The sequence below is a fragment of the Streptomyces sp. NPDC088706 genome, from assembly GCF_044752765.1.
Classification (GTDB): domain Bacteria; phylum Actinomycetota; class Actinomycetes; order Streptomycetales; family Streptomycetaceae; genus Streptomyces.
In genome coordinates this window covers 152,425-178,432 of record NZ_JBIVLW010000005.1, presented here as the reverse complement: position 1 = coordinate 178,432, position 26,008 = coordinate 152,425, and the positions used below count along the sequence as shown (strand labels likewise).

General features: G+C 69.8%; 23 protein-coding genes and 1 pseudogene. 20 read left to right on the top strand and 4 right to left on the bottom strand.

Annotated elements, in window-relative coordinates; genetic code table 11:
* Window positions 1–210 precede the first annotated feature (210 nt).
* The 3 genes from metH to ACIQAK_RS15915 all read left to right on the top strand — a co-directional run bounded on the left by metH (window position 211) and on the right by ACIQAK_RS15915 (window position 6,502).
* The gene (gene metH, locus ACIQAK_RS15925; protein WP_366389754.1) at window positions 211–3,729 is read left to right on the top strand and encodes a methionine synthase; all 3,519 of its coding nucleotides are present in this window, start codon (window positions 211–213) and stop codon (window positions 3,727–3,729) included.
* A gap of 141 nt (window positions 3,730–3,870) precedes the next feature.
* Entirely contained in the window at window positions 3,871–4,572 is a 702-nt protein-coding gene (locus ACIQAK_RS15920) for an HAD family phosphatase (RefSeq protein ID WP_366389755.1), read from the top strand.
* A 331-nt stretch (window positions 4,573–4,903) separates the two neighbouring features.
* The gene (locus ACIQAK_RS15915; RefSeq protein ID WP_366389756.1) at window positions 4,904–6,502 is read left to right on the top strand and encodes an ABC transporter substrate-binding protein; all 1,599 of its coding nucleotides are present in this window, start codon (window positions 4,904–4,906) and stop codon (window positions 6,500–6,502) included.
* A gap of 90 nt (window positions 6,503–6,592) precedes the next feature.
* On the opposite strand, the gene ACIQAK_RS15910 is transcribed toward ACIQAK_RS15915, so the two are convergent.
* Together ACIQAK_RS15910 and ACIQAK_RS15905 are read right to left on the bottom strand one after the other, a co-directional pair.
* Window positions 6,593–7,264, bottom strand: coding sequence for a response regulator transcription factor (locus ACIQAK_RS15910; protein WP_366389757.1), 672 nt, complete (start codon window positions 7,262–7,264; stop codon window positions 6,593–6,595).
* Window positions 7,265–7,273: 9 nt separating this feature from the next.
* Window positions 7,274–8,119, bottom strand: coding sequence for a PD-(D/E)XK nuclease family protein (locus ACIQAK_RS15905; protein ID WP_366389892.1), 846 nt, complete (start codon window positions 8,117–8,119; stop codon window positions 7,274–7,276).
* Window positions 8,120–8,296: 177 nt separating this feature from the next.
* Here ACIQAK_RS15905 and ACIQAK_RS15900 point away from each other — a divergent pair, with 177 nt between their 5' ends.
* The 3 genes from ACIQAK_RS15900 to ACIQAK_RS15890 all read left to right on the top strand — a co-directional run bounded on the left by ACIQAK_RS15900 (window position 8,297) and on the right by ACIQAK_RS15890 (window position 11,309).
* Window positions 8,297–9,547: a site-2 protease family protein gene (locus ACIQAK_RS15900; protein WP_366389758.1), complete on the top strand. Its 1,251-nt coding sequence runs from the start codon at window positions 8,297–8,299 to the stop codon at window positions 9,545–9,547.
* Window positions 9,548–9,611: 64 nt separating this feature from the next.
* Window positions 9,612–10,523, top strand: a complete 912-nt coding sequence (locus tag ACIQAK_RS15895; protein ID WP_366389759.1) for a tRNA (adenine-N1)-methyltransferase — start codon at window positions 9,612–9,614, stop codon at window positions 10,521–10,523.
* Window positions 10,524–10,739: 216 nt separating this feature from the next.
* On the top strand, window positions 10,740–11,309 hold the full coding sequence (locus ACIQAK_RS15890) for a hypothetical protein (protein WP_366389893.1): 570 nt from the start codon (window positions 10,740–10,742) through the stop codon (window positions 11,307–11,309).
* Between the two features lie 9 nt (window positions 11,310–11,318).
* On the opposite strand, the gene ACIQAK_RS15885 is transcribed toward ACIQAK_RS15890, so the two are convergent.
* Entirely contained in the window at window positions 11,319–11,630 is a 312-nt protein-coding gene (locus ACIQAK_RS15885) for a ferredoxin (protein ID WP_366389760.1), read from the bottom strand.
* Window positions 11,631–11,871: 241 nt separating this feature from the next.
* On the opposite strand from ACIQAK_RS15885, the gene arc reads away from it, so the two are divergent.
* From arc to prcA, 6 genes and pseudogenes are all read left to right on the top strand, one after another.
* On the top strand, window positions 11,872–13,638 hold the full coding sequence (gene arc, locus ACIQAK_RS15880) for a proteasome ATPase (protein WP_366389761.1): 1,767 nt from the start codon (window positions 11,872–11,874) through the stop codon (window positions 13,636–13,638).
* Window positions 13,639–13,872: 234 nt separating this feature from the next.
* Window positions 13,873–15,384, top strand: a complete 1,512-nt coding sequence (gene dop / locus ACIQAK_RS15875; RefSeq protein WP_366389762.1) for a depupylase/deamidase Dop — start codon at window positions 13,873–13,875, stop codon at window positions 15,382–15,384.
* 129 nt (window positions 15,385–15,513) lie between these two features.
* Window positions 15,514–15,732: a ubiquitin-like protein Pup gene (locus ACIQAK_RS15870; RefSeq protein ID WP_366389763.1), complete on the top strand. Its 219-nt coding sequence runs from the start codon at window positions 15,514–15,516 to the stop codon at window positions 15,730–15,732.
* A 152-nt stretch (window positions 15,733–15,884) separates the two neighbouring features.
* Window positions 15,885–16,071: pseudogene (locus ACIQAK_RS15865) on the top strand (endonuclease domain-containing protein); the annotation flags it as partial.
* On the top strand, window positions 16,023–16,868 hold the full coding sequence (prcB, locus tag ACIQAK_RS15860) for a proteasome subunit beta (protein ID WP_366389764.1): 846 nt from the start codon (window positions 16,023–16,025) through the stop codon (window positions 16,866–16,868). The pseudogene ACIQAK_RS15865 and the gene prcB, both read left to right, overlap by 49 nt.
* A 58-nt stretch (window positions 16,869–16,926) precedes the next feature.
* Window positions 16,927–17,754 carry a proteasome subunit alpha gene (gene prcA / locus ACIQAK_RS15855; RefSeq protein ID WP_366389765.1) on the top strand — a complete coding sequence of 276 codons (828 nt, stop codon included), beginning with the start codon at window positions 16,927–16,929 and terminating at the stop codon, window positions 17,752–17,754.
* Between the two features lie 46 nt (window positions 17,755–17,800).
* On the opposite strand, the gene ACIQAK_RS15850 is transcribed toward prcA, so the two are convergent.
* On the bottom strand, window positions 17,801–18,835 hold the full coding sequence (locus ACIQAK_RS15850; protein ID WP_366389766.1) for a LacI family DNA-binding transcriptional regulator: 1,035 nt from the start codon (window positions 18,833–18,835) through the stop codon (window positions 17,801–17,803).
* Between the two features lie 132 nt (window positions 18,836–18,967).
* Between ACIQAK_RS15850 and ACIQAK_RS15845 the strand changes: the two genes are divergently transcribed.
* The 8 genes from ACIQAK_RS15845 (at window position 18,968) to ACIQAK_RS15810 (ending at window position 25,794) form a co-directional block, all read left to right on the top strand.
* Window positions 18,968–20,239: an MFS transporter gene (locus ACIQAK_RS15845; protein WP_366389767.1), complete on the top strand. Its 1,272-nt coding sequence runs from the start codon at window positions 18,968–18,970 to the stop codon at window positions 20,237–20,239.
* Window positions 20,240–20,248: 9 nt separating this feature from the next.
* Window positions 20,249–21,610 (top strand): Pup--protein ligase, encoded by a 1,362-nt coding sequence (gene pafA / locus ACIQAK_RS15840; protein ID WP_366389768.1) that lies wholly within the window; start codon window positions 20,249–20,251, stop codon window positions 21,608–21,610.
* 132 nt (window positions 21,611–21,742) lie between these two features.
* On the top strand, window positions 21,743–22,684 hold the full coding sequence (locus ACIQAK_RS15835) for an FKBP-type peptidyl-prolyl cis-trans isomerase (protein ID WP_366389769.1): 942 nt from the start codon (window positions 21,743–21,745) through the stop codon (window positions 22,682–22,684).
* 43 nt (window positions 22,685–22,727) lie between these two features.
* On the top strand, window positions 22,728–23,099 hold the full coding sequence (locus tag ACIQAK_RS15830; protein ID WP_366389770.1) for an FKBP-type peptidyl-prolyl cis-trans isomerase: 372 nt from the start codon (window positions 22,728–22,730) through the stop codon (window positions 23,097–23,099).
* Between the two features lie 190 nt (window positions 23,100–23,289).
* The gene (locus ACIQAK_RS15825) at window positions 23,290–24,243 is read left to right on the top strand and encodes a WYL domain-containing protein (RefSeq protein WP_366389771.1); all 954 of its coding nucleotides are present in this window, start codon (window positions 23,290–23,292) and stop codon (window positions 24,241–24,243) included.
* Between the two features lie 12 nt (window positions 24,244–24,255).
* Window positions 24,256–25,209: a WYL domain-containing protein gene (locus ACIQAK_RS15820; RefSeq protein WP_366389772.1), complete on the top strand. Its 954-nt coding sequence runs from the start codon at window positions 24,256–24,258 to the stop codon at window positions 25,207–25,209.
* Window positions 25,210–25,231: 22 nt separating this feature from the next.
* Entirely contained in the window at window positions 25,232–25,570 is a 339-nt protein-coding gene (locus tag ACIQAK_RS15815) for a hypothetical protein (RefSeq protein ID WP_366389773.1), read from the top strand.
* A gap of 26 nt (window positions 25,571–25,596) precedes the next feature.
* On the top strand, window positions 25,597–25,794 hold the full coding sequence (locus tag ACIQAK_RS15810; protein ID WP_366389774.1) for a hypothetical protein: 198 nt from the start codon (window positions 25,597–25,599) through the stop codon (window positions 25,792–25,794).
* The last annotated feature ends 214 nt before the right edge of the window (window positions 25,795–26,008 follow it).

Genomic DNA, 26,008 nt, shown 5'->3' with positions numbered 1-26,008 from the left:
ATGCTGAACACTATCGGTCGATGCCGACCTGCGCCGGACTCCGGGGGAAAGTCTCCTCCTGACGGCCCGCCGCGCCCGCACCCGCACAGCATGCAGTCCGCCTCATGGACGGACCGACCACGCGTCGAGGTGTCCGGCTACGCTGACGGGGTGCGCCTTCCCCGAGAAGGACGCAAAGCCGACAGCCGTCGCATCCCTGGGAGATCATCCATGGCCTCGTTGCCGACACCCGCCCCCGACAGCCGGACTCGCGCGCAGGCCCTGCGCGAGGCGCTCGCCACCCGGGTGGTGGTGGCCGACGGTGCGATGGGCACCATGCTCCAGGCCCAGGACCCGACACTTGAGGACTTCGAGAACCTCGAAGGCTGCAACGAGATCCTCAACATCACCCGCCCCGACATCGTGCGCACGGTCCACGAGGAGTACTTCGCGGTCGGCGTCGACTGCGTCGAGACCAACACCTTCGGCGCGAACCACTCCGCCGCCAACGAGTACGAGATCGCCGACCGGATCTTCGAGCTCTCCGAGTCCGGCGCCCGGATCGCCCGGGAGGCCGCGGACGAGTTCGCGGAGAAGGACGGCCGCCAGCGCTGGGTCCTCGGCTCCATCGGCCCCGGCACCAAGCTGCCCTCGCTCGGTCACATCACCTACGACGTGCTGCGTGACGGCTACCAGAAGAACGCCGAGGGGCTTTTGGCGGGCGGCTCCGACGCCCTGATCGTGGAAACGACCCAGGACCTGCTGCAGACCAAGTCGAGCATCATCGGCGCCCGCCGGGCCATGGAGGCCCTGGGTATCGACGTGCCGCTGATCTGCTCCCTCGCGTTCGAGACGACCGGCGTCATGCTGCTGGGTTCCGAGATCGGCGCCGCCCTCACCGCCCTGGAGCCGCTGGGCATCGACCTCATCGGTCTGAACTGCTCCACCGGCCCGGACGAGATGAGCGAGCACCTGCGCTACCTCGCCCGCCACTCCCGTACGCCCCTGATGTGCATGCCCAACGCCGGTCTGCCCGTGCTCACCAAGGACGGGGCGCACTTCCCGCTCGGCCCCGACGGCCTCGCCGACTCCCAGGAGCTGTTCGTCCGGGACTACGGCCTGTCCCTGATCGGCGGGTGCTGCGGTACGACCCCGGCCCACATGAAGGCCGTCGTGGAGCGGACCCAGGGGCTCACGCCGCCCGTACGCGACCCGCGCCCCGAGCCCGGCGCGGCCTCGCTCTACCAGCACATCCCCTTCCGCCAGGACACCGCCTATCTGGCGATCGGGGAGCGCACCAACGCCAACGGTTCCAAGAAGTTCCGTGAGGCCATGCTGGAGGCCCGCTGGGACGACTGCGTGGAGATGGCCCGGGACCAGATCCGTGAGGGCGCGCACATGCTCGACCTGTGCGTCGACTACGTGGGCCGTGACGGCGTCGCCGACATGGCGGAGCTGGCCGGCCGCTTCGCGACCGCCTCCACCCTGCCGATCGTGCTGGACTCCACCGAGCTGCCCGTGCTGCGCGCCGGCCTGGAGAAGCTCGGTGGCCGCGCGGTGCTGAACTCGGTGAACTACGAGGACGGTGACGGCCCCGAGTCCCGGTTCGCCCAGGTCAGCGCCCTGGCCGCCGAGCACGGCGCCGCCCTGATCGCCCTGACCATCGACGAGGAGGGCCAGGCGCGGACCATCGAGCACAAGGTGGCCATCGCCGAGCGGCTCATCGAGGACCTCACCACCAACTGGGGCATCCATGAGTCCGACATCCTCATCGACACCCTGACCTTCACCATCTGCACCGGCCAGGAGGAGTCCCGCGGCGACGGCATCGCCACCATCGGCGCGATCCGCGAGCTGAAGAAGCGCCACCCGGACGTCCAGACCACCCTGGGCCTGTCCAACATCTCCTTCGGCCTCAACCCGGCCGCCCGCGTCGTGCTGAACTCCGTCTTCCTCGACGAGTGCGTCAAGGCGGGTCTGGACTCCGCGATCGTGCACGCCTCCAAGATCCTGCCCATCGCCCGGCTGGAGGAGGAGCAGGTCAAGGTCGCCCTCGACCTGATCTACGACCGCCGCGCCGAGGGCTACGATCCCCTCCAGAAGCTCATGGAGCTCTTCGAGGGCGTCAACATGAAGTCGATGAAGGCGGGCAAGGCCGAGGAGCTGATGGCCCTCCCGCTGGACGAGCGGCTCCAGCGCCGCATCATCGACGGCGAGAAGAACGGCCTGGAGGCCGACCTCGACGAGGCGCTCCAGGACACCCCGGCCCTGGACATCGTCAACAACACGCTGCTCGAAGGCATGAAGGTGGTCGGCGAGCTGTTCGGCTCCGGGCAGATGCAGCTGCCGTTCGTCCTCCAGTCCGCCGAGGTGATGAAGAGCGCGGTGGCCCATCTGGAGCCGCACATGGAGAAGACCGACGACGACGGCAAGGGCACCATCGTGCTCGCCACCGTCCGCGGCGATGTCCACGACATCGGCAAGAACCTCGTCGACATCATCCTGTCCAACAACGGCTACAACGTCGTCAACCTGGGCATCAAGCAGCCCGTCTCCGCGATCCTGGAAGCCGCCGAGGAGCACCGCGCCGACGTCATCGGCATGTCCGGCCTCCTGGTGAAGTCCACCGTGATCATGAAGGAGAACCTCCAGGAGCTCAACCAGCGCAAGATGGCCGCCGACTTCCCGGTCATCCTCGGTGGCGCCGCGCTGACCAGGGCCTACGTCGAGCAGGACCTGCACGAGATCTACGAGGGCGAGGTCCGCTACGCCCGCGACGCCTTCGAGGGCCTGCGCCTGATGGACGCGCTCATCGGCGTCAAGCGCGGGGTGCCGGGCGCGGTCCTGCCCGAGCTCAAGCAGCGGCGCGTCCCCAAGAAGACCACCGACACCGCCGTGCTGGAGGTCGAGGAGCCCGAGGGTTCGGTGCGCTCGGACGTCTCCACCACCAACCCCGTCCCCGAGCCGCCGTTCTGGGGCACCCGGGTCATCAAGGGCATCCCGCTCAAGGAGTACGCCTCCTGGCTCGACGAGGGCGCCCTGTTCAAGGGCCAGTGGGGCCTCAAGCAGGCCAGGACCGGCGACGGGCCGACGTACGAGGAGCTGGTGGAGACCGAGGGACGCCCGCACCTGCGCGGCTGGCTCGACCACCTGCAGTCCAACAACCTCCTGGAAGCCGCCGTCGTCTACGGCTACTTCCCCTGCGTCGCCAAGGGCGAGGACCTGATCCTCCTGCACGAGGACGGCTCCGAGCGCACCCGCTTCACCTTCCCCCGCCAGCGCCGCGGCCGACGCCTGTGCCTCGCGGACTTCTTCCGCCCCGAAGAATCCGGCGAAACCGATGTGATCGGCCTCCAGGTCGTCACCGTCGGCTCCCGCATCGGCGAGGCCACCGCCGAACTCTTCGCCGCCAACTCCTACCGCGACTACCTCGAACTCCACGGCCTCTCCGTCCAGCTCGCCGAAGCCCTCGCGGAGTACTGGCACGCCCGGGTCCGCAGCGAGCTGGGCTTCGCCGGGGAGGACCCCACCGACGTCGAGGACATGTTCGCCCTGAAATACCGGGGCGCACGCTTCTCCCTCGGCTACGGCGCCTGCCCCGACCTCGAGGACCGCGCGAAGATCGCCGACCTCCTCCAGCCCGAACGGATCGGCGTCCAGCTCTCCGAGGAATTCCAGCTCCACCCCGAACAGTCCACCGACGCCATCGTCATCCACCACCCCGAAGCCAAGTACTTCAACGCACGGTAGCCGCCGCTTCACCCCGTGGCTCCGCGTCGTTCGCGCACCGTCGCCGGACACGTCGTACACTGGTCGGTCCAGTGCGGGCCGGTCGCCCTCCCCTCCGGGAGTGGCGGCCGGCCTTCTCGTCCCTTACGGAAGGTGTGCCGGATGACCAGTACGGTCCCCGCGTCCTTGACCCGCACGGCCGAAGGCGCCGCCCTGCAGGCGGTCCTTCTCGACATGGACGGAACCCTGGTCGACACCGAGGGCTTCTGGTGGGACGTCGAGAAAGAGGTCTTCGCCGCCCTCGGACACCAGCTGGAGGAGTCCTGGCGGGATGTCGTCGTCGGCGGACCGATGACCCGCAGCGCCGGCTACCTCATCGACGTCACCGGCGCCGACATCGGGCTGGACGAGCTGACCGTGCTGCTCAACGACGGCTTCGAGAAGCGCATCCTGCGCGGGGTGCCGCTGATGCCGGGCGCCGAGCGGCTGCTCGCCGAGCTGGCCGCGTCACAGATCCCCACCGCGCTCGTCTCGGCCTCGCACCGCCGGATCATCGACCGGGTGCTGGACTCGGTCGGCCACCACCACTTCGCGCTCACGGTCGCCGGTGACGAGGTCGTACGCACCAAGCCGGACCCCGAGCCCTATCTCACCGCCGCCGCGGGCTTCGGCGCCGACCCGTGGCGCTGCGCGGTCATCGAGGACACCGCGACCGGGGTCGCCGCAGCCGAGGCCGCCGGCTGCCGGGTGGTCGCCGTGCCCTCCGTGGCACCCATCGCACCCGCATCCGGCCGGGTCGTCGTCCGCTCCCTCGAAGAGGTCGACCTCCCCTTCCTCAGGAAGCTCATCACCGGAACGGGCTGAGGCCCGTCACCGGGCATGTGCCGGATGGTCACCGAGCGCGTCCCGGTGGACGGACGGCGGAGTTCTCCCGCTGCCCGTGCCCATTCCGGCAACTTTCCGTGGACGTGAATCAGCCACCGTCCACATATGTGAAGAGGCCGGGCGGGTGAGCTTCCTCACCCGGAGGCCTGTCGTGGCCTGCCCTGATGGGGGGTGCTGTCCCAAATGGTGGACAAATGTCGCCCCGCTCGGCTGTCCGGGGAGGGCCGACCCCGCTCCGGGCGGTCGGAGCGGCCACCGGGTGGCCACTAACTTTGGTTCCTCACCTGCCGGGATGAGGGAGAACGTCCGTATGAACCGCAAGACCCTGGTGCTGCCGGCCGTCGTCGGCCTGCTCGCCCCCGTGCTCGCCGCCTGCGGCAGCACGGACAGCGGCGCCGGTGGCGGCAACGCCATCGTCGTCGGCACCACGGACCAGCTCGTGGCCTCCGAGGAGAACCCCGCTCCTCTCGACCCGGCCTTCGGGTACGAGGCAGGCGTCTGGAACGTCCTGCGGCAGACCGTGCAGACCCTGACCGCCGTGCCGGGCGCCGGCGGCGAGCCGGTGCCGGAAGCCGCCCAGAGCTGCACCTTCACGGACAACGCGAACGAGAGCTACCGCTGCACCCTGCGCGAGGGCCTGCAGTTCGCCGACGGCACCCCCGTCACCGCCGAGGATGTGAAGTACTCCGTCCAGCGGGTCATCGACATCAACTCCGACAGCGGTCCGGTCGGGCTCCTCGCCAACATCGACACGATCGAGACCAAGGGCGACAACCAGGTGATCTTCCACCTGAACACGCCCGACGCCACCTTCCCGTACAAGCTGGCCACCCCCGCGGCCGGCATCGTCCCCAAGGGGCAGTACCCGGCGAAGAGCGGGCGCGACGGCTTCCAGGTCAACGGCTCGGGGCCGTACACCATGAAGCCGGAGGTCCAGGACGGCCGGGTCGTGAGCATCGCCTTCACCAAGAACCCCTCGTACAAGGGTGAGCTGAAGGTCCTCAACGACAAGGTCGAGATGGACCTCTTCCCCGACGCCGAGGCCATGGGCAAGGCGCTGGAGGAGAAGAAGATCCACATGATGACCCGGGCCATGTCGCCGGAGCAGGCACACGACATGCTCGTCAAGCCGAAGGAAGGCATCGAGCTCACCGAGATGCCCGGCCTCGCCATCAGCTACCTCGGGTTCAACACCAAGGACCCCGTGGTCAACAAGGCCGTACGGCAGGCCATGGCGCAGATCATCGACCGGGGCGAGATCGCGGGCAAGGTGTACGGCACCACCGCCGAGCCGCTCTACTCGGTGATCCCCTCCAGCATCACCGGGCACACCAACGCCTTCTTCCACAAGTACGGCGAGCCCAGCACCGCCAAAGCCGCGGAAACCCTCAAGAACGCCGGGGTCAAGACACCGGTGAAGTTCACCCTGCACTACACCAACGACCACTACGGCTCCGCCACCGCCAAGGAGTTCAAGGCGCTCCAGCAGCAGTTGAACGGCTCGGGCCTCTTCGACGTCGCCGTGCAGGGCAAGGAGTGGTCGAAGTACCGGCCTGAGCAGAAGCGCGGCGACTACGCGGCCTACGGCATGGGCTGGTTCCCCGACTTCCCGGACCCGGACAACTACACCGCCCCGTTCCTGGACAAGAACAACTTCCTCAACTCCCCGTACCGGTCGCCGGAAGCGCAGAACGTCCTCATCCCGAAGTCGCGCCGCGCGGCCGACCGCAGCGCCGCCGCCCCGACCTACGAGAAGCTCCAGGACATCGTCGCCACCGACGTGCCCGTCCTGCCGATCTGGCAGGGCAAGCAGTACGTGGCCTCCCGCAGCGGGGTCGCCGGGGTCGAACGGTCCGTCAGCGCCACCTCCGAGCTCCAGCTCTGGGAGCTGAACAAGACCGGCGCCTGAGCCACCGGTCCGAAAACCGTGAAAGCCGTCCGGCCCGCCCCGATCCTGTGCGCAGGAGAGGCGGGCCGGACGGTTTTCGTGCTGTGGCTCCTACTGCGCGCCCGGGCGCACCAGCCCGCTCTCGTACGCGTACACCGCGGCCTGCACCCGGTCGCGCAGCCCCAGCTTCGTCAGCACATGACCCACATGCGTCTTGACCGTCGTCTCGCTGACGAACAGGTCCGCCGCGATCTCCGCGTTGGACAGGCCGCGCGCCACCAGCTTCAGGACCTCCACCTCACGGTCCGTCAGCGTGTGCAGCGCGTCCGGGACCGGGTCCTCGCCGGACGGCAGATGGTCCGCGTACTTGTCGAGCAGCCGGCGCGTGATGCTCGGGGCGAGCATCGCCTCGCCCGCCGCCACCACCCGGATCGCCTGCACCAGCTCGACCGCCGGGGCGTCCTTCAGCAGGAAGCCGCTCGCGCCCGCCCGCAGCGCCTCCACCACGTACTCGTCGAGGTCGAACGTGGTCAGCACCAGCACCTTCGCCGGGCCGTCCTTGCCGGGGCCGGTGATCTGGCGGGTCGCCTCGACCCCGTCCATCCGCGGCATCCGGATGTCCATCAGCACCACATCGGGCTGGAGCGCCCGGACCTGGTCGATGGCCTGCAGACCGTCACCGGCCTCACCGACCACCGCCAGATCGCCCTCGGCCTCCAGGATCATCCGGAAACCGGTGCGCAGCAGCGGCTGGTCATCGACCAGCAGGACGCGGATCGCCACGGGAACTCCTTAACGGCCCTCAAGAGCCACGGGTCGGCCGGCCTCGGCCCGGACGGGGCTCATTCTGCCCTGGTCATCCTCGCCCGACTCCGCCGGGCGGACCGCCAGCGGGTATACCGGGGGAGTCCCGCCGAATTCCGGACACACCGCCTGGTGGTCGCACCAGCCGCAGAGCTTCGTGGGGCGCGGTCGCCAGTCACCGGTCTCCGTCGCCAGCGCGATCGCCTCCCACAGCGCGAGCAGTTTGCGCTCCACCCGCTCCAGGTCCGCCATCACCGGGTCGTACGTCAGCACATCACCGCTGCCCAGATAGACCAGCTGGAGCCGGCGCGGCACGATCCCCTTCAGCCGCCAGATCACCAGCGCGTAGAACTTCATCTGGAACAGCGGCCCCTCGGCGTACTCCGGCCGAGGCGCCTTCCCCGTCTTGTAGTCGACGATCCGCACATCGCCGGTGGGGGCCACATCGATCCGGTCGATCACGCCGCGCAGCCGCAGCCCCGACTCCAGCTCGGCCTCGACGAACAGCTCCCGCTCCGCCGGCTCGAGCCGCGTCGGGTCCTCCAGCGAGAACCACCGCTCCACCAGCCGCTCCGCCTCACCCAGCCAGCGCGTCAGCCGCTCGCCCTCGGCGTCCCCGGCGAATAGCTCGGTCAGCTCCGGCTTCGCCTTCAGCAGCCGGTCCCACTGGCCGGGGATCAAGGCCCGCGCCCGCGGTGCCGTACGGTCCGCCGCCGGGGCGTCGAAGAGCCGCTCCAGCACCGCATGGACGAGTGTGCCGCGGGTAGCCGCCTCGCTGGGCTTCTGAGGCAGTTTGTCGATGACCCGGAAGCGGTAGAGCAGCGGGCACTGCATGAAATCGCTCGCGCGCGAAGGCGACAGGGACGAAGGTGGCTGCGGCGGCCGGGGCACGGAGGTCATGTCTGAAGACCCTACGGCCCGCCACTGACAGGCGGCGGCATACCATCGACGGCAGACCCTCGCAGACTGCATCATCGTGGCGCACGCCACGTACCGAACCGAAGGGACCTCGTGGACGAGAGCGGCGACAGCGGGCGGCCGCAGCCCGGCGCAGGGGGAACGGACCCCGGCGCCGCCCCCGCCGGCGGCAAGCCGAAACGCCCCGCCGATCCGGGCGGCGGCCTGCTCATGGGCCGGCCCTTCGGCGTGCCGGTGTACGTCGCCCCCAGCTGGTTCGTCGTCGCCGCCCTGATCACCTGGGTCTTCGGCGGCCAGCTCGACCGGGTCCTGCCCGAGCTCGGCGGCGCCCGCTATCTCGTCGCCCTGTTCTTCGCGATCGCCTTCTACGCCTCCGTACTCGTCCACGAACTGGCCCACACGGTCGCCGCCCTGCGCTACAAGCTGCCCGTCCGCCGCATCCAGCTCCAGTTCTTCGGCGGCGTCTCCGAGATCGAGAAGGAGACCGAGACCCCCGGCCGCGAGTTCATCCTCGCCTTCGTCGGCCCCCTCCTCTCGCTCGTCCTCGGCGGCCTCTTCTACGGCGCGCTGCAGTTCGTCGAGGCCGGGACCGTCCCCGGCGTCCTGCTCGCCGGGCTGATGATCTCCAACCTCATCGTGGCCGCCTTCAACCTGCTGCCCGGCCTGCCCCTGGACGGCGGCCGGATGCTCCGCGCCATCGTCTGGAAGATCACCGGCAAACCCATGAACGGCACCATCGCCGCCGCCTGGGTCGGCCGGGGCCTCGCCGTCACCGTGCTGATCGGGCTGCCGCTGCTCACCCACACCGGGACGCTCGGCAGCGCCAACGAGGACATCGGCGGGGTGGAGACCGTCATGGACGCCCTGCTCGCCGCGATCCTCGCCGGCATCATCTGGACCGGCGCCGGGAACAGCCTGCGCATGGCCCGGCTCCGTGAGCACCTGCCCGACCTGCGGGCCCGCACCCTGACCCGGCGCGCCGTCCCCGTCGAGTCCGCGACCCCCCTCTCCGAGGCCCTGCGCCGCGCCAACGAGGCAGGGGCCCGCGCGCTGGTCGTCGTCGACGGGCAGGGCAACCCCAAGGGCGTCGTCCGCGAGGCCGCCATCGTCGGTGTCCCGGAACACCGCCGCCCCTGGGTCGCCGTCAGCGGCCTCGCCCAGGACCTCACCGAGGGCATGAAGGTCCCCGCCGAACTCGCCGGAGAAGCCCTCCTGGACCGGCTCAAGGCCACCCCGGCCACCGAGTACCTGGTCGTCGAGGAGACCGGCGAGATCTACGGAGTCCTCTCCACCGCCGACGTGGAGCGCGCCTTCGTCAAGGCCATGGCCCGCCCCAGCACCTGAGGGCCCCTTCTCCCGCCCAGGACCGGGCGGTCGGCGGCCGGGGAAACACCGGTACGCTGGTCACATGTCTGAACCGACCGGTGCCGCCCGCCGACGTGGGCCCTTCAAGGTCGGGGACCAGGTCCAGCTCACCGACCCCAAGGGACGCCACTACACCTTCACGCTCGAAGCCGGAAAGAACTTCCACACCCACAAGGGTTCTTTCCCGCACGACGAGCTGATCGGTGCTCCCGAGGGCAGTGTTGTCCGAACCACGGGAAACGTCGCCTACCTCGCGCTGCGCCCCCTGCTCCCCGACTACGTCCTGTCCATGCCCCGCGGCGCCGCCGTGGTCTACCCCAAGGACGCGGGGCAGATCCTGGCCTTCGCCGACATCTTCCCCGGCGCCCGCGTCGTGGAAGCAGGGGTCGGGTCCGGCTCGCTCTCCACCTTCCTGCTGCGGGCCATCGGTGAGCAGGGCATGCTGCACTCCTACGAGCGCCGCGAGGACTTCGCCGAGATCGCCCAGCAGAATGTCGAGCGCTACTTCGGTTCACCGCACCCCGCCTGGCAGCTGACCGTCGGGGACCTCCAGGACAACCTCTCCGACACCGACGTCGACCGCGTCGTGCTGGACATGCTCGCCCCCTGGGAGTGCCTGGAGGCGGTCTCCAAGGCCCTGGTGCCCGGCGGCATCCTCTGCGCCTACGTCGCCACCACCACCCAGCTCTCGCGCACCGTGGAGTCCATCCGAGAGATCGGCTGCTTCGCCGAACCGCAGCCCTGGGAGTCGATGATCCGCAACTGGCACGTCGAAGGACTGGCCGTGCGCCCCGACCACCGGATGATCGGCCACACCGGCTTCCTGGTCACCGCCCGGCGCCTCGCGGACGGCGTCGAGCCGCCGCTGCGCCGCCGCCGCCCCTCCAAGGGCGCCTACGGCGAGGACTACGACGGACCGGGCAGCCAGAGCGGCTCCGCCGCCTCCCGCGGCTGATCCGCCCAACGTACCGGCGCCGCAGCGGAGTTCCCCGACCGACCGGGGAACCCCGCTGCGGCGCCTCCTCGTTGCCGCCGGACGCGCCCCGGCGGTGAAACCGCCGCACACCCCGCCGTTCCCCCGGCCGTGTGAGGTGTGGCACGATGCTGGCCACCCCCAGGGGTGCCCCCGCCCTCTTCCCGGGCTTCCAGGAACCACATGGAGACACACCGCGTGCAGACCTCCGCGCTCCCGGACCTCGCGCACACCGCCACCAAGCCGGTGCACTGGCTCGCCACCGCGGCGGCCATGGCCGGCGTGGTGGCGCTCGCCGGGCTGCTTCAGCCCCGTACGGCCACCGCCACGGCCCCCGAGGAGCGGGCCCGGACCCAGCAGAACGCGCCCGCCCCGGACCCGGCCGGGGTGGAGTTTCCCCTGGAGTGCGGCGGGGCCGGGACCAAGGTGGCCGAGCACGCCCCCGGCGACCTCGACGGCGACGGGCGGCCGGAAACCGTCGCCGTGGTGCACTGCGACGCGGGCTCGGGGACGCCGCCGAGCGGCATCTACGTCCTGACCCGGGGAAGCGGGGCCGCACCCCGGATCGTGGCGACCCTGGTGGACCCCGCCGACGGGAAGACGGTCGAGGACTTCGCCGTACGCGAGGCAACCGTCTCGGCGAACCTGCTCGGCTACTCCTCGACCGAGGTGCCCCGCTGCTGCCCCGACCAGGAGGAACAGGCCTCCTGGCGGTGGCAGGGCAACGCCTTCGTCCGCGCCTCAGGAGACCTCGCCCGCGCCGTGTGACCGCACCGGTCAGGCCGCGTCCGGCCCGTACACCTCGACGCTGTCCTTGACGCGCCGTACGTGGATGCAGTCCCCGGGGCACTCCTTGGCCGAATCGACCACGTCCTGGAGCAGCGGAAGCGGCACCAGAGTGGTGGCGCCCGGGTCCTGCAGGAGTTCGTCGTCGCCGCTCTTCACGTAGGCGAGACCGTCGATGTCGAGCTCGAAGACCTCCGGCGCGTACTGCACGCAGATGCCGTCGCCCGTACAGAGGTCCTGGTCGATCCAGACCTCCAGGTCCTGCGTGCCACTGTCGCCCGGTGCGTCCTGCTGCACGGTCATGTGTCCTGCCGTTCCCTGCGTATCCGAACCCATTGGAGCCAGCCCTGACGGGTGTTGAACGCTTCGACGATACAACCGGCGGCTTTCCGGTGCCGAAGGGTGGGTATTCCCTTGACGTGAGGGAGAGCGCAAGGGTGAAGATCGGACACACCCCGCAGTCTTTGTGATCTAGGGGTTTCAATCACCACCCACCCAGGTAGGGTCAGGAAGCGTCCAGCTCCCCATGGAGGAGGTGAGGACCGTGGCAGCCCACGACGACGACATCAACCGCGGCATCCGGCCCGCGCGGGGGTCAGAAGACCCAGCCGGCCAGGTTGCCTATCTCGAGCAGGAAATCGCCGTCCTGCGACGTAAGCTCGCCGACTCTCCGCGGCATACGAGGATTCTCGAAGAGCGGATCGTCGAGTTGCAGACGAATCTGGCAGGCGTGTCCGCACAGAACGAGCGGCTCGCCAACACGCTCCGTGAGGCGCGTGACCAGATCGTGGCCCTCAAGGAGGAGGTCGACCGGCTCGCGCAGCCGCCGGCCGGCTTCGGTGTCTTCCTGCAAGCCAACGAGGACGGCACCTGCGACATCTTCACCGGGGGCCGCAAGCTCCGGGTGAACGTCTCTCCGAGCGTCGAGATCGAGGACCTCCGGCGCGGCCAGGAGGTCATGCTCAACGAAGCGCTCAACGTGGTCGAGGCCATGGAGTTCGAGCGGGCCGGGGACATCGTCACCCTCAAGGAGATCCTCGAGGACGGCGAGCGCGCCCTGGTGGTCGGGCACACCGACGAGGAGAGGGTGGTACGGCTCGCCGAGCCGCTGCTGGACATCACCATCCGCTCCGGTGACGCCCTGCTGCTGGACTCCAGGTCCGGATACGTCTACGAGGTGGTCCCCAAGAGCGAGGTCGAGGAGCTCGTCCTCGAAGAGGTTCCGGACATCGACTACGACAAGATCGGCGGCCTGGGCGACCAGATCGAGCTGATCCGCGACGCGGTCGAGCTGCCCTACCTCCACCCCGACCTCTTCAAGGAACACGAACTGCGACCGCCGAAGGGCATCCTGCTCTACGGCCCGCCCGGCTGCGGCAAGACGCTCATCGCCAAGGCCGTCGCCAATTCGCTCGCCAAGAAGGTCGCCGAGGTGACCGGGCAGCCCGCGGGGAAGAGCTACTTCCTCAATATCAAGGGCCCCGAGCTCCTCAACAAGTACGTCGGCGAGACCGAGCGGCACATCCGCCTGGTCTTCCAGCGTGCCCGGGAGAAGGCGAGCGAGGGCACCCCCGTCATCGTCTTCTTCGACGAGATGGAATCCCTCTTCCGCACCCGTGGCAGCGGCGTCAGCTCGGACGTGGAGAACACCATCGTCCCGCAGCTGCTCGCCGAGATCGACGGTGTGGAGGGTCTGGAGAACGTCATCGTCATCGGCGCCTCCAACCGCGAGGACATGATCGACCCCGCCATCCTGCGACCCGGCCGACTCGACGTGAAGATCAAGATCGAGCGTCCGGACGCCGAGGCCGCGAAGGACATCTTCGCGAAGTACCTGACCCCGTCGCTCCCGCTGCACGCGGACGATCTGGCCGAGCACACCGGCTCCCGGCCGGCCGCCGCCCACGCCATGATCCAGTCCGTCGTGGAGCGGATGTACACGGAGTCCGAGGAGAACCGCTTCCTCGAGGTCACGTACGCCAACGGCGACAAGGAAGTCCTGTACTTCAAGGACTTCAACTCCGGCGCGATGATTCAGAACATCGTCGACCGGGCAAAGAAAATGGCCATCAAGGCATTCCTCGAACACCAGCAGAAGGGTCTGCGCGTCTCCCATCTCCTCCAGGCCTGCGTGGATGAGTTCAAGGAGAACGAGGACCTGCCCAACACGACGAACCCGGACGACTGGGCCAGGATTTCCGGTAAGAAGGGTGAGCGGATCGTCTTCATCCGCACACTCGTCACCGGAAAGCAAGGCGCTGACACCGGGCGCTCCATCGACACCGTGGCCAATACGGGTCAGTACCTGTAATACGCCGACCGGCTGCGGATGCCCGGAGGGGCCTCCGCAGCCGGTCGTTTTCCCCCGTTTCGGCCACACCGGAACAATGTCGTAATTGATCTCCCCACCGGCGCAGAGGCGCTCTAGGCTCTGCGGTACCGCCGAGTCGCGCAGTGCGGTGACGGGCACCGCATACGCACCGGACAAGCAGCGGTACTTGAGCGTCGCTCCCGGACGGGACCGACGCCGGGCAAGGAGGGCCGCATGACCGTACGGCGAGTAATGGGCATCGAGACGGAGTACGGGATCTCCGTCCCCGGTCACCCCAACGCCAATGCCATGCTCACCTCGTCCCAGATCGTCAACGCCTACGCGGCGGCGATGCACCGGGCGCGACGCGCCCGCTGGGACTTCGAGGAGGAGAATCCGCTGCGTGACGCGCGAGGCTTCGACCTCGCCCGCGAGACCGCCGACTCCAGTCAGCTCACCGACGAGGACATCGGCCTGGCCAATGTGATCCTCACCAACGGTGCCCGGCTCTACGTCGACCACGCGCACCCCGAATACAGCTCACCGGAGATCACCAACCCGCTCGACGCGGTGCTCTGGGACAAGGCCGGCGAACGGATCATGGCGGAGGCCGCCGAGCGGGCGGCCGCCATTCCCGGCGCCCAGCCGATCCATCTCTACAAGAACAACACCGACAACAAGGGCGCCTCCTACGGCACGCACGAGAACTACCTGATGCAGCGGGAGACCCCGTTCTCGGACATCGTGCGCCATCTGACGCCGTTCTTCGTCTCCCGCCAGGTCGTCACCGGCGCGGGGCGGGTCGGCATCGGTCAGGACGGCCATGAGCACGGCTTCCAGATCAGCCAGCGCGCCGACTACTTCGAGGTCGAGGTCGGCCTGGAGACGACGCTCAAGCGCCCCATCATCAACACCCGGGACGAGCCCCACTCCGACGCGGAGAAGTACCGCCGGCTCCATGTGATCATCGGCGACGCCAACCTCTCGGAGATCTCGACCTACCTGAAGCTCGGCACCACGTCCCTGGTGCTGGCCATGATCGAGGACGCCTTCATCAACGTCGACCTCGCCGTCGACCAGCCCGTGCGCACGCTGCACCAGGTCTCGCACGACCCGGACCTCGGGCAGCTGATCACGCTCCGCAGCGGTCGGACACTCACCGCTGTCCAGCTCCAGATGGAATACTTCGAGCTGGCCCGAAAATACGTGGACGAGCGGTACGGCGCCGACGCCGACGAGCAGACGAAGGACATCCTGACCCGCTGGGAGGACACGCTCAACCGGCTGGAGACCGATCCGATGAGCCTGGCGGGGGAGCTGGACTGGATCGCCAAGCGTGAGCTAATGGAGGGCTACCGCCGCCGGGACTCGCTGGACTGGGACGCCCCCCGCCTGCACCTGGTCGACCTCCAGTACGCGGACGTGCGGCCCGACAAGGGGCTCTACAACCGTCTGGCGGCCCGCGGGCGGATGAAGCGGCTGCTGGATGAGGACGACGTCACCAGGGCCCGTACGAAGCCTCCGGAGGACACCCGGGCCTACTTCCGCGGCCGCTGTCTGGAGCAGTACGCCGACGACGTGGCGGCCGCCTCCTGGGATTCGGTCATCTTCGACCTGCCGGACCGCGACTCGCTCCAGCGGGTCCCCACCCTGGAGCCGTTGCGGGGCACCAAGGAGCATGTGAAGGACCTGCTCGACCGCTGTCGTACGGCGCAGGAGCTGGTCCAGGTGCTGTCGGGTGGCTGAAAGGTGTCCGGGCTGGGAATCAATCACCTGAGGCCCGGACGTTGAACCAACTACCGGGCCGATGTCGGACCTCGTGGGTAGGGTCTGATCAAGAGCTTCGATGGTTTCGAACCGAGCGGGGTGAGCTACATGGCGACCAAGGACACCGGCGGCGGACAGCAGAAGGCGACGCGTTCCTCCGAGGAGGTCGAGGAGCGGGCGCAGGACGCGCAGGCGTCCGAGGACCTCGCGGAGCGCCAGGAGAAGCTGAGCGACGATGTCGACTCGGTGCTGGACGAGATCGACGACGTCCTCGAAGAGAACGCCGAGGATTTCGTGCGGTCATTCGTCCAAAAGGGCGGGCAGTAATTCACGAGTGTGAACGCCGGTGATGTTTCCGGCGTCTGCGGTGCCCGGGGGAGATGGGGTGACGGCGACCGCCACGGCGTGCGCCGTCACCCCGCTCGCCGACCGGCGGAGCCCCTCCGGTCCGCGAGCGCGGGATCGGCGCAGATCCCTCCGCCGAACATGTGGATCACCCGCCCGGGACGGGTAGGGTCCGTGGCGTACGTTGCTTCAACTGCAATCCGGCCATCGGCAAGTTGGGGGATGATCCTGACTCTCTTGCGCAGGGCCATCGCATATCTGGAGGGAAACGCGTGGAAGCCAACACTCGTAGCACCGGGCGTCTACCAGCTGCCTTCCTGACGCCGGGTTCGTCCTCGTTCATGGACTTCCTGTCCGACCAGTCGCCCGAGATGCTCCCGGGCAACCGGAGCCTGCCGCCGCTGCAGGGGGCCATCGAGGCACCGCACGGCACGACCATCGTCGCGGCGTCCTTCCCCGGTGGCGTGGTCCTGGCCGGTGACCGGCGAGCCACCATGGGCAACATGATCGCGCAGCGCGACATCGAGAAGGTCTTCCCGGCCGACGAGTACTCGGCGGTGGGCATCGCCGGCACCGCGGGACTGGCCGTGGAGATGGTCAAGCTCTTCCAGTTGGAGCTGGAGCACTTCGAGAAGGTCGAGGGCGCCCAGCTCTCCCTGGAGGGCAAGGCCAACCGGCTCTCCACCATGATCCGCTCCAACCTGGCCATGGCCATGCAGGGCCTCGCCGTGGTGCCCCTCTTCGCCGGGTACGACGTCGACCGCGACAAGGGCCGCATCTTCTCCTACGACGTCACCGGCGGCCGCTCCGAGGAGAACGGCTACGCCGCCACCGGCTCCGGGTCGATCTTCGCCCGGGGCTCCATGAAGAAGCTCTACCGCCAGGACCTGACGGAGGAGCAGGCCCTCACCCTGGTCGTGCAGGCGCTGTACGACGCCGCTGACGACGACTCGGCGACCGGCGGCCCGGACGTGGCCCGCCGGATCTACCCGATCGTCACCGTCATCACCGAAGAAGGCTTCCGGAGGCTGGGCGACCAGGAGTCCGCCGACATCGCGCGCTCCGTCCTGGAACGCCGCCTAGAGCAGCCCGACGGCCCGCGCGCCGCGCTGCTCTGACCCGGACTCCGAGCCTTCCGAGATGCACTCGTCACTGACAGAAAGGGACGGATAGCCGGTGTCGACGCCGTTCTATGTCTCACCCCAGCAGGCCATGGCCGACCGGGCGGAGTACGCCCGCAAGGGCATCGCCCGTGGTCGCAGCCTCGTTGTGCTGCAATATGCCGACGGCATCGTGTTCGTCGGCGAGAACCCGTCCCGTGCGCTGCACAAGTTCAGCGAGATCTATGACCGGATCGGCTTCGCGGCCGCCGGCAAGTACAACGAGTACGAGAACCTCCGCATCGGCGGTGTGCGCTACGCCGACCTGCGCGGATACACCTACGACCGGGACGACGTGACGGCCCGTGGGCTGGCCAACGTCTATGCCCAGACGCTCGGCACCATCTTCTCCAGCGCCGCCGAGAAGCCGTACGAGGTGGAGCTGGTCGTCGCCGAGGTCGGCACCGCCCCCGAGGGTGACCAGATCTACCGGCTGCCGCACGACGGTTCGATCGTGGACGAGCACGGCTCGGTCGCGGTCGGCGGCAACGCCGAGCAGATCAGCAGCTTCCTGGACCAGCGCCACCGCGACGGCATGACACTCGCCGAGGCGCTCAAGCTGGCCGTCCAGGCGCTCTCCAGGGAGCCGGGCGGCGGGGAGCGCGAGATCCCCGCCGAGCGTCTCGAAGTCGCGGTGCTGGACCGTACGCGGCCCCAGCAGCGCAAGTTTAAGCGGATCGTGGGCCGTCAGCTGGCCCGGCTGCTCGACGCCGAGGCGGCGAGCGCCACCCCGACGGACGCCCCGTCCGACACCGAGGAGACCGACACCCCGGGGACCGCCACCCCGGAGAACCGCACCCCCGGGACCGGCACCGGGGACTCGCCCGACTCAACCGAGGAGTAGGCGGCGGACCGCACAGATGCCCCCTGGCCCGGCCCGGGGGCATCTGTCATGCCCCGGATGCGGGCGCTGGCGCCGTGGAGCCGCGTACGACCAGCCGTACCGGCAGGCTGCCCGGCTCGGCGGGGCGGCCCTCCAGCACGGCGAGCAGCGCCGCCATGCCCCGCTCCCCGACCTGCTCGGCGGGCAGCCGCACGGTGGTGAGCTCCGGTTCGACGGCGGTGGCCAGGGCGAGGTCGTCGAAGCCGGTGACCGAGAGGTCGTCCGGCACCCGCAGCCCGAGCCTGCGGGCCGCCTTGCAGGCGCCGGCCGCCAGGATGTCGTCGTCGCAGACGATCGCGGTGGGCCGCTCCCCGGCGACGGCCAGCGCCTGCTCGGCGGCCTCCCGCCCGGACCGGACGTCGAGCGGGGCCCGTACCGTACGCACCGTGGCGCCCGGCACCTCGCCCATCGCCTCCCGCAGCGCCTGCGCGCGGACCGCGAACGTCCAGGTGTCCACGGCGGACGCCAGATGCACGAACCGGCGGTGGCCGAGACCCAGCAGATGGTCCGTCACCTGACGCATGCCGTCGGCGATGTCCAGGTTCACGTGGGCCGCCGCGTCCGTCCCGGCCGGGTCGCTGTCCAGCATCACCAGCGGCAGCTCCGCCCCGTGCAGGGCGCTCAGCGCGTCCGAGGCCATGGAGGATGCGATCACCCCGTCCAGGGCGGCACGGGCCGAGGCGAAGGGGTCCCGGGCCGGTCCGGTGCCGTCCGGCGAGGGGTAGAGCACCACGCCGAAGTCGTGCTCGGCGGCGACGGCGGCGGCCCCGGTGTAGACCCGGGCGAAGAACTCGTTGGTCAGGGCGGGGACCACGAGCAGCGCGGTCCTGGTGCGGCCGAGGCGCAGATTGCGGGCGGCCAGATTGGGCCGGTAGCCGAGCTCCGCGGCTCGGTCCCGGACCCGCTGGGCCGTGGCCTCGGACACCCGGCCCGGCCACTTCCCGCCCAGCACGAGGGAGACCGTCGCCTGCGAGACGCCCGCCGCACGGGCCACGTCCCGGCTGGTGGGCCGAGGCGGGGCGGGCTGGTGCGACTCGGTCACTCGGGCCTCCGTGCGGAATGGTTCCGTGACACCGCGAGGTGGACCCGCGGACTGCGCACATGGTACGTATGAACCTCGAAGTTATACGTAAAACCTCGGGTGGCGGCAGTCGCCCGGCGGAAAGGGGCGGACATGGCCGCGGGATATCTGGACATCCTCCGGGCGCGGCACGCCGCCCGGCTGCTGGCGGGCACCCTGGTGGGGCGGCTGCCCAACGGCACCGCCCACATCGCGATCGTGCTGTTCACCCGGGCCGAGGGCGGCAGCTACACGCTGGCCGGCGCGCTGGCCGCCGCGTACGGGCTGGCCACCGCCGTCGGGCAGCCACTGCTCGGACGGGCGGTGGACCTGTACGGACAACCGCGCGTCCAGCTCCCCGCCGCCGTGCTCTCCGCGCTCGGCATGGCCCTGCTGGCGACAGCCGGCCTCGGCTCGCTCCCGCTGGCCTACGCGGCCGTCATCGTCGCCGGGGTCGCCACACCGCCCCTGGAGGGCGGCCTGCGGGCCCTGTGGCCCAGCGTGCTGAAGCGCGAGGACCAGGTGCACCGCACCTACGCCATGGACGCCGTGGCGCAGGAGATCATGTTCACCGTCGGGCCGCTCCTGGTGACGCTCCTCGTCTCGCTCTGGTCCCCGGCCGCCGCACTGCTCGTCATCAACGCCATCGGGGTACTCGGCGCCCTCTCCGTCGTCCTCTCCGAGCCCTCGCGCACCTGGCGCTCCGCACCCCGTGAGGCGCACTGGCTCGGTGCCCTGCGCTCGCCCGGACTCCTCGCCCTGCTCGGGGCGTTCTTCTTCGTCGGACTCGCGCTCGGCTCCATCACCGTGGCCGGCGTCGCCTACGCGGACGACCACGGCCGGGAGTCGGTGTACGGCTGGCTGATGGCCGCGCTCGGCCTCGGCGCCCTGATCGGGGGCCTGGGCTACGGGGCGCGGCAGTGGGCCGGTGCGCCCGAGCGCCGGCTGCGCGTCATCGTCGGCCTCCTGGCCCTCGGCTACCTGCCGTTGGCGCTCACCCCTTCGGTCCCCGTCATGGCCGCCCTCGCCGCCCTGGCCGGCGTCTTCCTCGCCCCGGCCATCGCGTGCTCCTTCATCGTGGTGGACCGGCACGCCCCACGCGGCACGGTGACCGAGGCGTTCTCGTGGCTGGTCACCACCTTCGGTGTCGGCGCGGCCGCCGGAACGGCCCTCGCGGGACCGGCCGTCGAGCTCGGCTCCACCGCCTGGAGCTTCGGCGTGGCGGGGGTCGGCGGGGTGCTCGCCCTGGTGGTCCTGCTGGCCACCGGAAAGGTCCTCGGGGACGTCCCAGCAGCTCCCGTACATGACCCCGCCGTCGTGACGGGATCGGAAAATGATCGAAACGGTGCTGTCGAACCCGGTTTCAGCACCGGCCGTGAGGCGTAATGTTCAGTCATGGACCGCCGCATTTTCGGGCTGGAGAACGAGTACGGCGTCACGTGCACGTTCAGGGGACAGCGCCGACTGTCACCTGACGAAGTGGCGCGCTACCTCTTCCGCCGTGTTGTGTCATGGGGCCGCAGCAGCAATGTCTTCCTGCGGAACGGCGCCCGCCTCTACCTCGACGTGGGATCGCATCCGGAATATGCAACCCCCGAGTGCGACAACGTGACCGAGCTGGTCACGCATGACAAAGCGGGCGAGCGCATTCTCGAAGGCCTGCTCGTCGACGCCGAACGCCGCCTGCACGAGGAGGGAATCGCGGGCGACGTCTATCTCTTCAAGAACAACACCGACTCGGCGGGAAACTCCTACGGGTGCCACGAGAACTACCTCGTCGCCCGGCACGGGGAATTCTCCCGGCTCGCGGACATCCTCATCCCCTTCCTCGTCACCCGTCAGCTCATCTGCGGCGCGGGCAAGGTGCTCCAGACGCCGCGCGGAGCCGTCTACTGCGTCAGCCAGCGCGCCGAGCACATCTGGGAGGGCGTCAGCTCCGCGACCACCCGCTCCCGGCCGATCATCAACACCCGCGACGAACCCCACGCCGACGCGGAGCGGTACCGCCGCCTCCACGTCATCGTCGGTGACTCGAACATGTCCGAGACGACCATGCTGCTCAAGGTCGGCGCCACCGACCTGGTGCTCCGCATGATCGAGGCGGGTACGGTGATGCGCGACCTGACCCTGGAGAACCCGATCCGGGCCATCCGCGAGGTCAGCCACGACCTCACCGGCCGGCGCAAGGTGCGCCTGGCCAGCGGCCGCGAGGCCTCGGCCATCGAGGTCCAGCGGGAGTACTACGAGAAGGCTCTGGACTTCGTCGAGCGCCGGGGCATCCGCACCGGCACCGTCGACCAGGTCCTGGAGCTCTGGGGCCGCACGCTCGACGCCGTCGAGGCCGAGGACCTCGACCGGATCGACACCGAGATCGACTGGGTCATGAAGTACAAGCTCATCGAGCGGTACCGGGCCAAGCACAACATGACCATGTCGAACCCACGGGTCGCCCAGATAGACCTCGCCTACCACGACATCCACCGTCGCCGCGGACTCTTCTACCTCCTGGAGAGGAAGGGCCAGACCGCCCGCATCTGCAACGACCTGAAGATCTTCGAGGGCAAGTCGGTGCCCCCGCAGACCACCAGGGCGAGGCTGCGCGGCGACTTCATCCGCCGCGCCCAGGAGCAGCGGCGGGACTTCACCGTCGACTGGGTCCACCTCAAGCTCAACGACCAGGCGCAGCGCACGGTGCTCTGCAAGGACCCGTTCCGCTCCGTCGACGAGCGCGTGGAGAAGCTGATCGCGGGCATGTGACCGGCGCCGAGGAGCACCCCTCGGCCGGCGGTAGCGTGACAGGGCCCCGTACGTTCCTCGTACGGGGCCCTGTCCACGGCCTAGAGTGGTTCACCATCCACACCACAGTGCCCCCTGAGATCTGAGGAACCAGTGCGCCGAATTGCCGGCCTTCTCGTCGCCCCCCTCCTGCTGCTGTCGGCAGTGGCCTGCGGCAGCGACGACAAGGCCTCCGACTCCGCCTCGTCCAAGAACGGCGTGCCCGCCATCACCGCGGGTGCCAAGTTCGGCGAGAAGCCCACCCTCTCCAAGGGGAAGGGGGACCCGCCCAAAGAGCTGAAGACCGACGTCATCAGCGAGGGTGACGGTGCGAAGCTCAAGAACGGCGACGCGATCCAGGTCAACTATCTCGGTCAGTCGTGGGACTCCGACAAGCCGTTCGACAACAGCTTCGACCGCAAGCAGCCCTTCGACCTGACGCTCGGTGCCGGCATGGTCATCCAGGGCTGGGACAAGGGCCTGGTCGGCCAGAAGGTCGGCAGCCGCGTCCAGCTGGTCATCCCGCCGGAGCTCGGCTACGGCGAGCAGGGCCAAGGAAAGGACATCAAGCCGAACGCCACGCTCGTGTTCGTCGTCGACATCCTGAAGGCCACCCAGATCCCTGCCTCCGCCAAGGGCACCGAGGTCGCCCAGGACAACACCGACCTGCCCAAGGTCGGGGTCAAGACCGACGGCAAGGCCCCGACGGTCACCATCCCCAAGGGTGACCCGCCGAAGAAGCTGGTCTCCAACTACGTCCTGGAGTCCGACGGCGAGGTCGTCAAGGAGTCCGACAGCGTCGTCGTGAACTACGTCGGCATGATCTGGAAGGGCGGCAAGGAGTTCGACAACACCTACTCCACCGGCAAGACCCAGACCTTCCCGCTGTCGCAGGTCACCCTCAAGGGACTCAAGACCGGTCTGATCGACAAGAAGGTCGGCAGCCGGGTGCTCCTCGTCATCCCGCCGGACCAGGCCTTCGGTGACCAGCAGCAGCAGGCCATCCCGAAGAACTCCACGCTGGTCTTCGCCGTGGACATCCTCGCCAAGGTGTAAGACTGTCCCGGTTGCCCAGTTCATCATTTTGAGGAGCAGTTCAGTGAGCATCGAGAAGCCCGAGATCGACTTCCCGGGTGGCGAGCCGCCGGCCGACCTGGAGATCAAGGACATCTGGGAGGGCGACGGCCCCGTCGCCAAGGCCGGCGACCAGGTCAAGGTCCACTACGTGGGCGTGGCCTTCTCCACCGGCGAGGAGTTCGACGCCTCCTGGAACCGCGGTACGCCGCTGGCCTTCAACCTCGGTGCCGGCCAGGTCATCGCCGGCTGGGACCAGGGCGTGCAGGGCATGAAGGTCGGCGGTCGCCGCCAGCTGACCGTCCCCGCGCACCTCGCGTACGGCGACCGCGGCGCCGGCAGCGCGATCGCCCCGGGCGAGACGCTGATCTTCGTCTGCGACCTGATCTCGGTCTGATCCGTTCCGGTCACGTGAACCGCGCGATCTGATCCGTTCCGGTCGGTCGCGTTCCGTTCCGGTCAGGTGAGTGAGGGCCCCCACCGCTCGGTGGGGGCCCTCACCGCTGTCCGGTCCACGGGCCCGCTTTGGTCCCCTCACCCCGGGGCGGTACGGTCGACGGTCGTAGAGCACAAGAGAAAGGGCGTCGATGGCGATTGCCAAGGCCGAGCGGTTGATGAACCTCGCGCTGTGCCTGCTGGGGACCCGGCGCCCGCTCAGCAAGCGCGAGCTCCGCAGCTCCATCGAGGCCTACCTCGAAGCGGGCTCCGACGACTCCTTCAACCGGATGTTCGAGCGGGACAAGGACGACCTGCGCGAGCTCGGCCTCGTCATCGAGACCGTCGAGAACCTCGACGGCGACACCGGATACCTGGCCCGCCGCGACAGCAACCGGCTGCCCCCCATCACCCTGGACGCCGAGGAGGCCGCCGCCCTCGGCCTCGCCGCCAAGGTATGGCAGCAGGCCCGGCTCGCCGGGGCCGCCAGCGGCGCCCTGCAGAAGCTGCGCGCGGCGGGCATGCCCGAGGCCGAGGACGCCTACGAGGTGCACAGCGCCCTCGAACCGCGCATCCCCGTGCACGAGGCCGCGTTCGAACCCCTCATGCTCGCCTGCCGCGACCGCCGCCCGGTGACCTTCGACTACCGCAAGGCCAACTCCGCCGCCCCCGTACAGCGCCAGGTCGAGCCCTGGACCCTGGAATGCTGGCGCGGCCATTGGTACCTCGCGGGCTGGGACCGGGGCCGCGGCGCCGAACGCGTCTTCCGGCTCTCCCGCATCACCGGCAAGGTCCGCTCCCGCTCCGGAGCCTTCACCGCCGAGGTGCCCGACGTCGTGACGGTCCGCGAGACCGTCGAGAGCTGGGCCGGTGAGATCGCCACCCGGACCGCCCGGATCAGGCTCCGCGCCGGATCCGGCTACCCGCTGCGATCGCGGGCGATATCCGTCCATGAGCGCGGCGACGGCTGGGACGAGCTGGAGATCCCGTACGGACACGGGCTCGACGCCTGGCTCGTCGAGTTCGGGCCGGACGTCGTCGTGGAGGAACCCGCGGACCTGCGGGCCGATGTGGTGGACCGGCTGCGCGCCGTGGCCAAGGACTAGGGGACCGCGACTGTGGCCACGAACGCGATCGACCAGACCCGCCGGATGCTCTCCCTGGTGACGTACCTGCGCGAGCGCCCCGGCGCCCACGTCCAGGACGTGGCGCGGGCCTTCGGGATCACCGAGGACGAGCTGATCTCGGACCTCGACGTGCTGCCCATGTGCGGGACCAGCTTCCGCGGCGGCGACCTCCTCGACATCGACACCGACGGCGACCGGATCTGGTGGCACAACCCGGACGACGTCGCCGAGCCGCTGCGGCTCGCCGCCGACGAGGCCACCGCCCTGCTGGTGGCCGCCCGCGCCGTGGCGACCCTGCCCGGACTGCGGGAGAGCGACCGGCTCGCCCTGGTCCGCGCGACCGCCAAGCTGGAGACGGCCGCGGGGGAGTCCGGCGCGGCGAGCTCCCGGCTCTCGGTGACCTTCGAGGCGGAGGGCGGCGTCTTCGCCGACGTCGACCGGGCCATCTCCGAGCGCCGCCGCCTCTGGCTGCGCTACTACTCGCCGGCCCGCGACGAGCTCACCGAGCGCGAGGTCGACCCGATCCGGCTCTTCGCCGTCGGCCACACCTACATGGAGGGCTGGTGCCGGTTCTCCGAGGCCCGCCGGACCTTCCGGCTGGACCGGGTCGCCGAGATCCGCCTCCTGGACGCCCCCGCCGCACCGCCGGAGCTGGAGCTGCGGGACCTCTCCGAAGGACTGGTCCACCCCGCTGTGGAGGACCCCGAGGTCGTTATCGAGGTCGGTACCGGCGGCCGCTGGGTCGCCGAGTACTACCCGCACGACTCCGCCGAGGAACTGCCCGACGGCGGACTGCGGATCACGCTGCGCACCCCCGACCCGGCCTCGCTGCGCCGCCTCGCCCTGCGCCTAGGCGGCGAGGGCCGCATCGTCGACCCGCCGGAGCTCGCCGAGAGCGCCCGGGCGGCGGCCCGCGAGGCGCTCGCCGCCTACGACACGGTCTGAGCGGGCCGGGAGCGGAGAGAAGATGAACCCGACGTACCTCGTGCCGGGCACCGCCACCGGCCCGGCCGTCCGCACCGGGCCGCCCGACGGCACCGGACCGGCGGCCGTCCGCACCGGACCGCCCCCGGTGCCGGTACCCGCCGCCGTACGGTTCCGGGCCGGTTGCCCCGACTGCCGCGGGCGCTTCGAGCTCGCGGCGGGGGCGCTGCGCCTGGCGATCGGCGCCAGCAGCCGTACCACCTTCTACACCTTCACCTGCCCGCAGTGCTCCGCCCCGGTCCGCAAGCCCGCCGGGGAGCGCATCATCGAACTGCTCACCGGCGGCGGCGTACGCACCCTGCGCCTGCACGCCACCCCGTAGCGCCCCGTAGGAAGAGGTCCCGCCGCATGTTCTGGCCCATGCTCGCCATCGCCCTGGGATTCCTGGGAGTCGCCGTGCTCGGCGTCCTCGCCATCAAGGTCTTCGTCGAGGTGCAGCGCCTCGGACGTCAGGTCACTACCACCACCGAGCGCATCGGCCAGGCGTCGGAAGACCTCGAACGGGCCGCCACGCGCCTCGCGGCCACCGGTGACAGCCTGCGCTGACGGGCCGGTGGCCTGATGTTCCCCAGCGCCGGGAGGTACGCTGCAAGGGTCGGCCCAGGCAGACAGGTGCGGGCCGCAAGCCGCAGTACGCACGGGCATTGCCTCGCGTTCACCCCCGCGGGTTACGATCGCTGCCAAGCGCGACGATCGGACGTATGCCCGGTCGAACGGGTAGCGAGCCCGCCCTCCAGCCGCCCCAGTGAGAAGGAAGTCG

What these genes read in the sequence shown, in the direction of transcription:
- metH (WP_366389754.1), top strand. Translation starts at nt 211, where the DNA reads ATGGCCTCGTTGCCGACACCCGCCCCCGACAGCCGGACTCGCGCGCAG.
- ACIQAK_RS15920 (WP_366389755.1), top strand. Translation starts at nt 3,871, where the DNA reads ATGACCAGTACGGTCCCCGCGTCCTTGACCCGCACGGCCGAAGGCGCC.
- ACIQAK_RS15915 (WP_366389756.1), top strand. Translation starts at nt 4,904, where the DNA reads ATGAACCGCAAGACCCTGGTGCTGCCGGCCGTCGTCGGCCTGCTCGCC.
- ACIQAK_RS15905 (WP_366389892.1), bottom strand. Translation starts at nt 8,119, where the DNA reads ATGCAGTGCCCGCTGCTCTACCGCTTCCGGGTCATCGACAAACTGCCT.
- ACIQAK_RS15895 (WP_366389759.1), top strand. Translation starts at nt 9,612, where the DNA reads ATGTCTGAACCGACCGGTGCCGCCCGCCGACGTGGGCCCTTCAAGGTC.
- ACIQAK_RS15885 (WP_366389760.1), bottom strand. Translation starts at nt 11,630, where the DNA reads ATGACCGTGCAGCAGGACGCACCGGGCGACAGTGGCACGCAGGACCTG.
- dop (WP_366389762.1), top strand. Translation starts at nt 13,873, where the DNA reads ATGACCGTACGGCGAGTAATGGGCATCGAGACGGAGTACGGGATCTCC.
- ACIQAK_RS15870 (WP_366389763.1), top strand. Translation starts at nt 15,514, where the DNA reads ATGGCGACCAAGGACACCGGCGGCGGACAGCAGAAGGCGACGCGTTCC.
- ACIQAK_RS15845 (WP_366389767.1), top strand. Translation starts at nt 18,968, where the DNA reads ATGGCCGCGGGATATCTGGACATCCTCCGGGCGCGGCACGCCGCCCGG.
- pafA (WP_366389768.1), top strand. Translation starts at nt 20,249, where the DNA reads ATGGACCGCCGCATTTTCGGGCTGGAGAACGAGTACGGCGTCACGTGC.
- ACIQAK_RS15825 (WP_366389771.1), top strand. Translation starts at nt 23,290, where the DNA reads ATGGCGATTGCCAAGGCCGAGCGGTTGATGAACCTCGCGCTGTGCCTG.
- ACIQAK_RS15815 (WP_366389773.1), top strand. Translation starts at nt 25,232, where the DNA reads ATGAACCCGACGTACCTCGTGCCGGGCACCGCCACCGGCCCGGCCGTC.
- ACIQAK_RS15810 (WP_366389774.1), top strand. Translation starts at nt 25,597, where the DNA reads ATGTTCTGGCCCATGCTCGCCATCGCCCTGGGATTCCTGGGAGTCGCC.